The organism is Clostridium sp. LIBA-8841, assembly GCF_057782475.1.
Window position 1 is genome coordinate 1,516,737 of sequence record NZ_CM173488.1, and the last position, 12,975, is coordinate 1,529,711.

12 protein-coding genes are annotated in these 12,975 nt (G+C 27.6%); 11 read left to right on the top strand and 1 reads right to left on the bottom strand.

The window, feature by feature from the left end; genetic code table 11:
• The first annotated feature begins 256 nt into the window (after positions 1–256).
• The 7 genes from AC2A4K_RS06610 to AC2A4K_RS06640 all read left to right on the top strand — a co-directional run bounded on the left by AC2A4K_RS06610 (position 257) and on the right by AC2A4K_RS06640 (position 7,260).
• Complete coding sequence (locus tag AC2A4K_RS06610) at positions 257–877, top strand: TetR/AcrR family transcriptional regulator (protein ID WP_322503742.1); 621 nt, start codon at positions 257–259, stop codon at positions 875–877.
• Positions 874–1,764 carry an ABC transporter ATP-binding protein gene (locus AC2A4K_RS06615; protein ID WP_322503741.1) on the top strand — a complete coding sequence of 297 codons (891 nt, stop codon included), beginning with the start codon at positions 874–876 and terminating at the stop codon, positions 1,762–1,764. The genes AC2A4K_RS06610 and AC2A4K_RS06615 overlap by 4 nt, the downstream gene beginning before the upstream one ends.
• Positions 1,757–2,554, top strand: coding sequence for an ABC transporter permease subunit (locus AC2A4K_RS06620; protein ID WP_322503740.1), 798 nt, complete (start codon positions 1,757–1,759; stop codon positions 2,552–2,554). Before AC2A4K_RS06615 ends, AC2A4K_RS06620 begins: the two co-directional genes overlap by 8 nt.
• A gap of 546 nt (positions 2,555–3,100) precedes the next feature.
• A complete protein-coding gene (locus tag AC2A4K_RS06625; RefSeq protein ID WP_322503739.1) occupies positions 3,101–3,925 on the top strand; it encodes a VanW family protein in 825 nt (274 codons plus the stop codon).
• Positions 3,926–4,122: 197 nt separating this feature from the next.
• Positions 4,123–4,680 carry a hypothetical protein gene (locus AC2A4K_RS06630; RefSeq protein ID WP_322503738.1) on the top strand — a complete coding sequence of 186 codons (558 nt, stop codon included), beginning with the start codon at positions 4,123–4,125 and terminating at the stop codon, positions 4,678–4,680.
• A 327-nt stretch (positions 4,681–5,007) separates the two neighbouring features.
• Positions 5,008–5,994, top strand: a complete 987-nt coding sequence (locus AC2A4K_RS06635; RefSeq protein ID WP_322503737.1) for an ROK family transcriptional regulator — start codon at positions 5,008–5,010, stop codon at positions 5,992–5,994.
• 15 nt (positions 5,995–6,009) lie between these two features.
• Complete coding sequence (locus AC2A4K_RS06640) at positions 6,010–7,260, top strand: NUDIX hydrolase (protein WP_322503736.1); 1,251 nt, start codon at positions 6,010–6,012, stop codon at positions 7,258–7,260.
• A gap of 354 nt (positions 7,261–7,614) precedes the next feature.
• On the opposite strand, the gene deoC is transcribed toward AC2A4K_RS06640, so the two are convergent.
• Positions 7,615–8,349, bottom strand: a complete 735-nt coding sequence (deoC, locus tag AC2A4K_RS06645; RefSeq protein WP_322503735.1) for a deoxyribose-phosphate aldolase — start codon at positions 8,347–8,349, stop codon at positions 7,615–7,617.
• 343 nt (positions 8,350–8,692) lie between these two features.
• On the opposite strand from deoC, the gene AC2A4K_RS06650 reads away from it, so the two are divergent.
• The 4 genes from AC2A4K_RS06650 (at position 8,693) to AC2A4K_RS06665 (ending at position 12,802) form a co-directional block, all read left to right on the top strand.
• Positions 8,693–9,571 (top strand): MurR/RpiR family transcriptional regulator, encoded by an 879-nt coding sequence (locus tag AC2A4K_RS06650; protein ID WP_322503734.1) that lies wholly within the window; start codon positions 8,693–8,695, stop codon positions 9,569–9,571.
• A 560-nt stretch (positions 9,572–10,131) separates the two neighbouring features.
• Positions 10,132–10,398: a hypothetical protein gene (locus AC2A4K_RS06655; RefSeq protein ID WP_322503733.1), complete on the top strand. Its 267-nt coding sequence runs from the start codon at positions 10,132–10,134 to the stop codon at positions 10,396–10,398.
• 236 nt (positions 10,399–10,634) lie between these two features.
• A complete protein-coding gene (locus tag AC2A4K_RS06660; RefSeq protein ID WP_322503732.1) occupies positions 10,635–11,597 on the top strand; it encodes an HD domain-containing protein in 963 nt (320 codons plus the stop codon).
• A 155-nt stretch (positions 11,598–11,752) separates the two neighbouring features.
• The gene (locus AC2A4K_RS06665; RefSeq protein ID WP_322503731.1) at positions 11,753–12,802 is read left to right on the top strand and encodes a helix-turn-helix domain-containing protein; all 1,050 of its coding nucleotides are present in this window, start codon (positions 11,753–11,755) and stop codon (positions 12,800–12,802) included.
• The last annotated feature ends 173 nt before the right edge of the window (positions 12,803–12,975 follow it).

Below are 12,975 nucleotides of genomic sequence, written 5' to 3' on the forward strand. Positions count from 1 at the left end.
TCGATTGGTGTGCGGTTATTTAGTTTAGTTATTTTAGTATTTTCTAATCCCTCTAAATACATTTCTAAAGCTTTTAATTTTATTTCAATTGGATAATTCACAATTTTCCTATACATAAAAACACTTCCTTTACTACTAGAGCACCAAGATAAATCCTAAATTATCTTCATGAGGAATAAGATTATGGGTCTTCTCTAAAACGGTCAATGATAATACAATTATATTAACCGATTCGGTAAATGGGAGGAGGATAGAATTGAATCAAAAGTTTTTCAATTTAACTAAGGAAAAGCAAAAAGCCATTATTGATGCAGGATACAGAGTTTTTTCAGAGAATAAATATAATAAATCACCTATGTCAGAAATAGCAGCAGAAGCAGGTATATCTAAGTCCTTATTGTTTCATTATTTTACTAACAAAAAGGAGTTTTATTTATACTTATATGATTATGGAACAAACTTAATTTTAGAAGTTGCTAATAAAGAGAGTGTGTTTAATGAAACAGACCTTTTCAAATTATATTTACAAGGGGCAAAATGTAAGTTAGGAGTATTTAAAGAGCATCCTGATCTTTTTAATTTCATGCTACGTGCTTACTATGAAGAGGATATGCAAGTAGCTAAGGATATAGCAGAGAGAAATAGTTCTATGATGCAGTTTAGAGATAATAATTATTTTAAAAACATAGATACAAGTAAATTTAAGGATGATATAGATATTCAGGAGTTATTTAATATGATAACTTGGTGTGCAGAGGGCTACATGAAGAATAAGTGTAAGAATCAACCTCTAGATTTAAATGAACTTGAAGAAGGATATATTAAGATGTTAAATTTCTTTAAAAGAAATAGTTATAAGGAGGAGTATTTAAAGTGAATGTAATTGAGATAAAAAACCTTACAAAAGATTATGGGAATAACAAAGGTATTTTTAATGTTAATCTTTCAGTAAAAAAGGGAGAGGTCTTTGGATTTCTAGGGCCTAATGGAGCAGGGAAAACTACAACAATAAGAAACTTAATGGGATTTATTCATCCTGACAAAGGGGCATGTTCAATAAATGAAATAGATTGTAGCAAGGAAAGTTATAAGATTCAGGACAATCTAGGATATCTTCCAGGAGAGATTGCTTTTATGGATGATATGACAGGAATTGAATTTATTCGCTTTATAGCTGACATGAAAGGTTTAAAGGATTTTAGTAGAGCTAATGAGTTAATTAAGGAATTCGAGTTAGATACAAAGGGGAAGATTAAGAAGATGTCCAAAGGGATGAAGCAAAAAATAGGCATAGTATGTGCCTTTATGAGTAATCCTGACATATTAATTCTTGATGAGCCAACAAGTGGATTAGACCCACTTATGCAAAATAAATTTGTAGATCTTATTTTATCAGAAAAGGAAAAGGGAAAAACAATATTTATGTCCTCACATATTTTTGATGAAGTAGAAAAAACTTGTGATAGAACAGCCATAATTAAGGATGGCCATGTTGTGGCAGTGGAAAATATGAAGACCTTATCCAATTCAAAACATAAGTCTTATGTGATTACCTTCTTAAATGATGAAGGAGCTAAGGAATTTTCTAAGGAAAATTTTAAAATAAAAGAGGTTATAGGAAATGTTGTAACTGTGGAAGTAAAGGGTGATATAAATCCTTTCATAAAAACTTTAAGCAAATACTCAATAAAGAACCTTGATGTGAAAACTCAAAGCTTAGAGGAATTATTTATGCATTTTTATGGAGGTGAAAACAATGCTTAGTTTAACCTTATTTAAGAGAGATATAAAATCAAATTATAAACTTATAATTATATTTTTAGCAATATTAACTTTGTACTCTGTAAGCATTGTTTACATGTATGATCCTAAAACAACTAGTGCCTTTGAGGAAATGGCAAAGAGCATGCCAGAAATTATGAAAGCCTTTGGTATGGCATCAGTGGGAGCTAACCTTACTGAATATATAGCAAATTATTTATATGGATTTATAATTCTTATGTTCCCAATAATTTTTATAATAATCTTAGGAAATAAGCTAATAATATCTTATGTAGATAGAGGTTCTATGGCATATTTATTAGCCACACCAAACAAGAGAGTTAAAATAGCTCTAACTCAAGCACTATTTATGTGGGTAGCAAGTGCTATTTTACTTATATACACAACAGGACTAATAATATTTTTCTCTAATAGTCTTCATGGTGGAGAGTTAGATATTAAAACTTTTATTCTTATAAATGTAGTTTTATATTTCATCCAAATTGCAGTAAGTGGTATATGTTTCTTTGCATCATGTATAAGCAATGACACCAAGCTTTACTTCACAATTGGAGCTGGAGTACCAATACTATTTTACCTACTACAAGCCCTAGCTAATGTGGGAGATAAACTTGAAAACCTAAAGTATTTCACTCTGTTTACCTTATTTAACACAGGAGATATTATTGCTGGAAAAAGCATAGCAATGCCAATAGGAGCCTCATTACTTATAGCTTTAGCTTTCTACGGAGCAGGCATATATATTTTCTCAAAAAGAGATTTATATTTATAAAATAAAGAGTAGAGATTTATATCATTTCAAAATTAAGGGGCTGTATCAAAACTCAGATATAAAACTTATAAATATACTCAGAGAATTACTGAATTTTAAGTGAAAGTCCAAATTTTAATTTGGATTCTTGAACTTATCCAATGGAACTTTAGTTACATTGGAGTCATTATTTATAAAAATTACTCCGAAGATTTTATTAAAGCGAAAAACTCCCTTCGGTCAAACAGTTTCGCTTCTTAACGTAAAATCTTCTACGTAATAGCTTAAATTCTAAAGTTCATCCAGATATTCTCTTCATATTATTTATAAGTTTTATTAATGAGTTATTCTGATACAGCTCCTCTTTTATAATTTGATATGTAGCACTTAAATTAAACACTACTTAAGTAACTTAGATTTTTAAGTAAAATATTGAAATTAGAACAGAATAACTTGCAATATCCTATTATTGAAATGATATCCATAATATTGTAAAATGTAGAGGTCATGAATTGAAATATATTCTACATAATAGTGGTAGAGATAGTATGGTATAGGGAGATTAGAATGCAAAAGAAGTTATTAAGTCAAAGAGGACCAATATTTTATTTTTTAGCCGTCTGGTATAGACGTATACTTAGATACAAGCAGTGGTATTTTAGTTCTATTAAGTTTGCAAAGGAAAGAGATTTTAATAAACTACCATATAGAGTTAAAAAGCATCAATCAGTTTTAATCAGAAAATTAGGAGATAGTGATATACAATTACAGCTTAATAAGGTTGAGAACTTAAAGATAGCTATAAAAAAGATAGATGGAATTATAATCAGACCAGGAGAAGTTTTTTCATTTTGTAAAATAGTAGGACTTCCAACAAAAGCTAAAGGATATCTTCCAGGAATGGAGCTTTGTTTTGGTGAGGCAAGACCAGGTATTGGAGGAGGATTGTGTCAAATTGCAAATCTTTTAAATTGGCTTACAATACATAGTCCTCTCACTGTAATAGAAAGGCACCATCACAGTTTTGACCCATTTCCAGATGACGGAAGGGTACTTCCTTTTGGTAGTGGTGCTACTATATTTTATAACTATGGAGATTTTCAGGTGAAAAATAATACAAGCCATACTTTTCAAATAAATCTTTGGATGAGTGAAAAATGTTTAGAAGGGGAACTTAGGATAGATGAAGAGCTTGACTTTGGATATCATGTGTTTGAAAAGAATCATAAATTTTTAAAAATTGAAGATAATTATTATAGAAAAAATGAAATCTGGAGAAATAAGATAGCTAAGTTTGAAGGTGGTAGGATTTTAGATACTGAACTTATTACTAAAAACTGTGCTTTAGTAAAGTATATTCCAAAGGAATTCGAAGAGGAAGAGTATTCATAATATGGATACTCTTTTATTTTAGGCTCTGTTTTAGGAAAATGTTGATTTTTAGTTTTATTTCAAAATCAAAAAAATCTCAAATGTAATAATGTCTATTAATTTTAATGAGAATAAAATATTTAAAATTACTAAATATATATATATATGAAATTTATTAGAGTAGATTTAGATGTAATTACAAAGGAGTTAGAAAAACTATGGGAAGAAAAACAAAGCGTTTAGTAATTTTTTTTATGCTTATAATGATGGCAACAACTAATGTAGCATATGCACAGACTAACATATCATATGAACAAGAAAAAACAAGCACAGTGCAACCTTATGGACCTAAAGTAGAAGATTTAAAGAGTAAAGATGTTATTGTTAAAAATTTGCAAAACATAAAGAGAATAAGAGGGAACTTAACTTCTGTTAATATAACTGAGAATTCCACACCTGAAAATTTAAAAGATACCTATAAGTATTTAGATTATTATATCCAAGAGTTCAATGAAATTAAAAAAAGCTTAGAGACTAATATAACCACATATAGAGATTCTTTTTCAGATGTATTTTTCTCTGAACAAGTTTTATTTATAGCTGAAAGTTATATTATAAGTTTAAGGCAGCAGCAAAACTTAATAAATTCATTACAAGAGCAAAAAATAGATGCTAAAAAACTATTTTATTCAAGTTATCTAATACCTGTATATTATTATCTTAATTTAGGAGATCAGATGACAGCATATATTGATACTTATTTTGTAGTATCATAAGTGAATTAAGAAAGGCTTATAAAATTTAGTTTGAATTTGTAATAAATATTTAAAACTAGATGAATCACGAGGATACCTAATTTTATTTTATAATGAATTATAGTGAAGAATTTTTATGGAGAAATAAAATTAAAAGAAGTTTGAAAAATATTAAAATAAGCTAATGATATGTGTTGATATCATTAGCTTATTTTAATATTACTAAGGAAATATAAATTAATTAAAAAATAAAGATCTAATATTGACAATTAAAATAGAAACTGTTTAAATTAAATTATTAAAACACTTTTTAAAACTGTTTTAAAAAGTTTGGAGGACTTAAAATAAATGGCAAATTCAGTGACTATAAAAAGTTTAAATATTAAAACCATCTATGAAGTATTAAAAGAAAATGAATCTATGAGCAAAACAGATATAGCTAAATATACAGGATTAAGCTTTCCAACTGTTAGTACAATCATAGAACACTTAATTGAAAAAGAAGAAGTAATTGAGGTTGGATTAAAAAGCTCATTAGGTGGAAGATGTGCAAAAAAATATAGTCTTAATCCAATGTATGCAGTTTCTTTATTATTATATTTAGAAGGTAATAAAATAAATTGGATATTAAATGATTTCTGCAGAAATAAAATAGATTCTGAAACTGTAGTATTAAAAAATAGTATAGTTGAACAAATCGATGGTATAGTATCTTTAACAAAATCTAAGTATTCTCAGTTAGCAAGTATAGTAATTGGTATTGCAAGTAATGTTGTTAATGGGAAAGTAGAATCATACTTAGAATATGAAGAGCTAAAAGAGGTAGATATAATTAAATATTTTAAAGAAAAATACAATATACCTATAGAAATAGAAAATGATATGAATGTTGCAATTAATGGATACTGGGAAAGACATAATAATAAAGACAAAGAAGTAATTGTTAACATATATATGGGTGATAATGGAGTAGGTGCAGGAATGATCTTTGGCGGCAAGGTGTGGAAAGGTGCAACTAGCTTTGCTGGAGAGATACATTATCTTCCTATAGATGATAATAATTTAAGTTATTGTAAAAAGGGCTTTCATGGAATTGATATTGTTGAGTATTATGGCAAAATAATTCAATCATATATAGCCTTGGTGAATCCTAATTTAATAGTAATATACAATAATTTATTTATATCAGATAAATTAGAAGAAATAATAGATTATTGTAAGCTTAGGGTTCCGCAAGAAGTAATGCCAGAGCTTATTTTATCTGATGAATTCATAAGTGACTATGAGTATGGATTAGGCAAAATTGCAATTAACTTAATTGATAGTAAAAATTAAATTGGGGGAGATTATATGAGATATTCACATGTAGTATTTGATATTGATGGCACTTTAATAGATTCAGAGAGTGCTATTCTAAAATCATTGCAAAAAATTGTATTAGAAGAGAAAGGCATAAGAAAGAATTTAGATGATTTAAGATTTTCACTAGGTATTCCAGGCAAATATGCTTTAGAAAAGTTAGAAATTGAAGACTTTGAAGGGGTAGAGGAAAGGTGGAATAACTACTTTAATGATTATTCTGATGAAGTAGACCTTTTTGTTCAGGTAAGACAGATAGTACAAGCCTTGAAGTCAAATGGTATAAAGCTAGGAATTATAACATCTAAGACTAAAAAGGAATATGAAGATGACTTTTTAAGATTTGGGATACATCCATATTTTGATGCAGTAATTTGTGCTGATGATACTATGAAGCATAAACCAGATGGAGAGCCAATGGAAAAGTATTTAGAAATAACTAATGCTAAAAAAAGCGATGTAATTTACATTGGTGATTCAATTTATGATATGCAGTGTGCTAAAAATGCAGGTGTTGACTCTGCATTAGCATTATGGGGAGCAAATGATGCAGAAAAAATAGAAGCAACTTATAGGTTAAAAGAGCCCAAAGAAATTCTAGATATTTTAATTGAAAAATATAAAGCAAATAAAGATTGGCTAGATTGGGCTATAGAGTTACAGTACTTAGCACAAGTTGGACTAACATACTCAAAGGATTCCTTTGACTTAGAAAGATTTCAAAGGATTCGTGAGATATCATGCGAAATTGTTGCTGCAAAGACAGCATTAAACTTTGAAAAAGTAAATGATTTATTTTGCAATGAAACTGGCTTCCAAACACCTAAGTTAGACACAAGAGCAGCAATCTTTAAAGACAATAAAATATTACTAGTAAAAGAATCAAGCACAAACACTTGGTCTTTACCAGGAGGATGGGTTGACGTTAATCAATCTATTTATTCAAATACAATTAAAGAAGTAAAAGAAGAAGCAGGACTTGATGTTATTCCAAGCAAAATAATAGCTGTCCAAGATAGAAACAAACATAATATACCAAGATATGCATATGGAATATGTAAGGTCTTTGTACTTTGTAAGTTAGTAGGTGGAGAATTTAAGCTCAACATTGAAACCTCTGAAAGTAAGTTTTTTGCACTAGATGAATTACCTAATTTAGCCTTAGAGAAAAACAATGAATCTCAAATTCAAATGTGCTTTTTAGCATCCAAAGATCATAATTGGGAAACTGTGTTTGACTAAGGTATAGAAGAGAAATAAGAATGTTTTTACTTAATATAAGATAAAATATATCACAAATAGTAGAGCATTTTACTAAAATTGGACAATTGAATATATAAAATAATATGTATAATATAAAGTTCCTCAACAACAAGCTTTAATGTAGTTAAGGAACTTTTTCTTATAGTATTTGTTAAATAATTATAAAAAGATAAAATTATAATACATAAATTAATATAAGTGAAAATTAATTTATGATAAAGATAATAGTTAAATAGACATTTTTAATATAAAAGGAGTTTTAATCAATATTAAAGTACCTATTAAATCTACGAACTCTAGAAAATGAGACTCGTGGATTTATCTTTATGTTATTTAATAAATTTCATTGTTAGATACTTCTTTATTTGAGATACCTAAAACAATTGAAGTTGATTTATATCCAATTCCCATACGATCAATTCCCATATCAATTAATCTAAAAAAGTGTTCTTGTGTTCTTATTGCACCAGACCCCTTTACTTTACAACGACCTTTTGCAGTATCCATCATTACTTGGATTATTTCTGGTGTCGCTCCATTTGATTCAAAACCAGTTAGGAATCCAGTCGATGTTTTAATAAAGTCAGCACCTGCTGAAATTGCTGCTTCTGTAGCCTTTTTAACCTGCTCAACGTTTAATGCATCTGTTTCAAAAATAACCTTAACAATAACACTATATTTGTGGCATACATCTACAACTGCTTTAATATCTGATGTAACTTTATCCCAAAGTCCACTTCTAATCCATCCATAATTAGCAACTATGTCTAATTCTTCGATTCCATAAGAACAGCAATCTTCAGCTTGTCTCACTTTTGATTTTGTAGTTGATGTACCAAATGGGAAATCGCAAACTACACATATACCTGTTTTTGTTCCTTTGGTTAATTCCTTTGCTATTTCAATTGATGATGGATTTATACAAACTGTTTTACACTTGTAATCTATTCCTTCTTGAATATATTTTCTTATTTCTTCTTGAGTAAACTCAGGTTTTAAAACGGATTGATCAATATAAGCACCTAATTCTTCCATTGTCATTTCAATAGCTTTTTTTGTTGGTTTCATATCTTCTTACAGTGCTTAATTTTATACTTAGTATTCATAAAATTTTTAAATACTATTTAAGCACCCTCCTTTGATTAAAGTTTATTGTAGTTTTACTACTTTGTCAATAATAATTTGTAGTAAAACTATTTAAAAAGTGAAATAGCTACTATACAATAACAGTGACAAGGGACAAAATATTTAAGACGGATTTTTATGTTAGGAAATATTCTTATTGTTTTGCTATAGAAAATAAATTTTGTTAGATTTATATAAAAATAATAATATCAATAATTTTAGTAGTTTTACTACTGCGTTATAAGATATAATTAATAAAACTACTAAAATTGAGGATGTGTATAAATTGGAAAATAATGAATCATATGAGCAAAAAATAAAGAGTTTATATAATACCTTAAGTTCTTCAGAGAAAAAAGTTGCAGATTTTGTTTTGTCAAATGGTTATGCTATATCAACAATGTCATTAAATAAATTATCTACAGAAATAGGTGTAAGTGAACCTACTATTATTAGATTTGTGAAAAAAATAGGATGCACTGGATATAGTGAATTTAAAATGAATTTAATGAAAGATTGGGGTAGAAAATCTGTATCTGAAAAAAGTGAACCTAATTTACTGGTAGACTTACACATTAATAAAGATGAAAAATTAGAAGATATACCACAGAAAATGATAGGAATTACAATAAAAGCCTTAGAAGATACATTGAAATTAATTGATTTTGAAAAATATAGGAAGGCAATTGAGCTAATATGTAATGCTAATATTATAGATGTTTATGGTGTAGGTAACTCTGGGAGCATCGCAAGTGACATCATGAATAAATTAATTCGTATAGGACTAAATTGCAGATCATATCCAGATAATCATGTGCAACAAATTTATGCAAGTCACTTAACTGATAAAGATGTTGCTATTGCCATATCTCATTCTGGTAACACAATAGATACAGTAAATGTATTAAAAATTGCAAAAGAAGCTGGAGCTAAGACAATTGCATTAACAAACTTTAGGGCATCAGCTATTTCTGATTATGCAGATATTGTTTTTTATACTGGTGATGTAGAAACAACATTTTATAGTGAAACAATGGTTTCACGTATATCACAATTAGCAATTGTAGATATGCTTTATATGGGAATATTGTTAGAGAATTTTGAGTCATCTACAAAAAAACTAGAAAAAATAAATATGTTAGTAAAAGAAAAAAATTATCAATAGATTAGATTATATAAAAATTAAAATTAGAAAACTATATTCAACTAATATAAGTTAATATTATTATAAATTAATATATAAGACAGCTGTAACTATTGAAATTAAATAGTTAAGAAAAGTAAATAAAATTATAAATTATGATTTATTAGATTATATAAATAAAGGAGACAGAATATCTGTAAAATATACTAATTTATTATATTTAAAACTAAGAATGAAAATAAGTTGTTTTAACATAGTAATTGTATATAGTATATAGCTAAAAAATAGTTATAAATTTTTAGTAATGAGGAGAATTTATAATATGAAAAGATTTATTGCTTTTGTAGTTTGTGGAACTATAGCATTATCTATTACTTCTTGTGGAAATGGTCTAAAAAAAATCAGAAGAAAAAAGTACAAAAAGAGCTATTAGTGAAAATGTCACAGAAAACTCTAATACTCTTAAAGAGTGTAAAACACTTAAGGATGCAGAAAAAATAGTAGGGTTTAAAGCTACAATACGTAAGATTATTCCTGAGGGATATGTTCAAAATGCCATTTATACTATAGATGATAAGTGTATGGGAATAATTTATTTAAATGAAGAAAGCAAAATATTTTTCCGTCAGGCTGAAGGGAAAGATGATATTAGTGGTGACTATAATAAATATAATGAAATTAATACTATGACGATTAATGGATTAGAGGTTAGTACAAAAGGTAATAACGACAAAGTCAATGTTGCTAAATGGACAAATAAAGATTTCACATTTGCTATTAGTACTAATTCTTCGGAAGATGGTATTGAAAAAGATATAATTACTGATATGATAAATAGCATTAAATAAAGAAGTTTAAGTTTTATTACTAGTATAATGATTTTCTTAATCCAAAAAAACTGGGCAAATAATTTTAAAACTTATATAATTAAAAATATAAACTGTCTTTAATAGAAAATATAACTAAGTTTTTTTAGATTATATATTATTAAAGGCAGTTTTTATTATAGCAAAAATGGAACTGTATTAAAGGTAAATAGATTTTATAATATAATTACTAGCTGGGAATCAAGAGGAGAATAAAAATGAAACATTCAGAATGCATATTTTCATGTGTTAAATATATTGAAGATCATATTACAGAGTCTTTAACATCAGATGAAATAGCAAAAGTAATGGGATATTCCACATATCATTTTTCAAGGATATTTAAAGAGGAAATGGGAGTATCTATTATGGAATACCTTAAAGATAGAAGACTTTTAAAGGCTGTAGAAGATATTATTTTAGGAGAAAGGATACTTGATGTTGCAATAAAATACGGATATGAAACAAATAATGGCTTTACAAAAGCTTTTCGTAAAAAGTATGGATTTTCTCCAGCAGGTATTAAATTATTTGATATAAAAAAAGTTCAAATAGAGAATGGAGGAGAGTATTATATGGATAAAATTTATGAGAATGCAAATATGTTTTTAAAACATACAGAGTATTATAAAGAGCCTGAAGAACTATATAATCAGTTAGTTAAAAGTGTTGAAGAAAATAAATTGTTTAATGATTTTACTAGGTTAGAGAAAGCATACCACTTAGCTTGTCTTGCTCATAAAAATCAAAAAAGAAAATCAGATGAAGACTATGTTACTCACTCTATTAATGTAGCTATTATATTAGCTGAAATGGAAACTGATGAGGAAACAATAATAGCAGGATTATTACATGATATTATGGAGGAAAAAACTCCAGTTACATTAAAAATGGTAGAGGAGACTTTTTCACCATCATTAGCAAAAATCATAGAGAATACAACAAAAGCTTATGATCCATCTTTGGAAATAAAAGAGGAAGATGATTTTTATGATAGTGTTAGTTTAATTAGATTAGCAGATCGCCTTCATAATATGAGAACAATTCAATTTACTGAACCTGAAAAATGGAGAGAGAAAGCCAAAGAAGCAATAGAGATGTTTTCACCAATAGCAGCAAAGCTTAATAAATCAAAATTAAAAGCAGAACTAGATAATTTAGCATTGAAGTATGTTAATTAGGAATAATTGAGTCTACCCCTTAACAACTTAACTTATAGTTAAGTTATTTAATTTTAAATTAACTATTATTCAATTGTAGAGGAGTATCTCCCTTGATAAAATAGTAATATCAAAAGCTTTTGTTATTATTATCCAAACAAGGAGTAGATATTATAATGAGAATAAATCAGGTTATAAAAGAAAAGAGAAATGCTCAAGGGTTAACTCAAGAGCAAGTTGCTATGTATCTTGGAGTATCAACTCCAGCAGTGAATAAATGGGAGAAGGGGACTTGCTATCCTGATATAACCATATTACCAGCTTTAGCAAGACTTCTAAGAGTTGATTTAAATACATTACTTTCATTTAAGGAAGATTTATCGGAACAAGAAATATGTATTTTTGTAAATGAGCTAGTAAAAATAGCAAGTAATGATGGATTTGATATAGCTTTTGAAAAAGCCATAGATAAAATCTATGAGTATCCTACTTGTGATAAATTAATTTTGACAGTTGCTACAGTTTTGCAGGGAAGTATGTACATGTTTGGTACTGAGAATAGAGAAAAATACGAAAAGCAAATAGAAGAGTTTTATGTTAAGGTTACAAAAAGTGATGATATAGAGATTAGAAATCAAGCAGTTTCTATGCTTATAAATATATATTTAGGAAGAAAAGAGTATGAAAAAGCACAAGAGTGCATTGATAAATTGCCTGATATTACTTATGATAAGAAGCAATTACAAGGAAATATTTATAGTAAATCTGGTGAATTTCAAAAGGCTGCTGAGCTTTTTGAACATAAGTTACTTTCAGCTACAACTGATATATTCACTAGTTTAATGGCTATGATGGAAATAGCATTAAAAGAAGGGCGCAATGAGGATGCTAAGCACTTTGCAGAAATTTCAGAAAAGACAACAAAGTTATATGATCTATGGGAATACAATTCACATATTGGTTATTTTGAATTATATAAGTCAGAAAAAGATGTAGATAACTTTTTACCTATATTAAAGAAAACATTAGATTCAATGAGCAAGAAGTGGGATCCATCAAAATCTAAATTATATAAGCACATAAAGACTAAGGAAAATGAGGATGGATTTAATGAACAACTTCTTTCAAACTTTATAAGCATGCTAAAAAATGATAAGAGTGATGAATTAGATTTTTTAAAGGATAATGATGAATTCCATAAATTATTAAATAACGCTTTAAAGTAAAATTTTTAGGATATAGCAAAGATTCAGAGATAAAAAATTATTATATAGGGTATTTACTATAGTTAAAATTTATTAGAAACTATTGATTATATTCACAAGGTATTAGATACCTAAATGTAGGTAATAAAAAATAGTAGCCTTTCGATTACAAGATTGGGCTACTATTTTTTTAT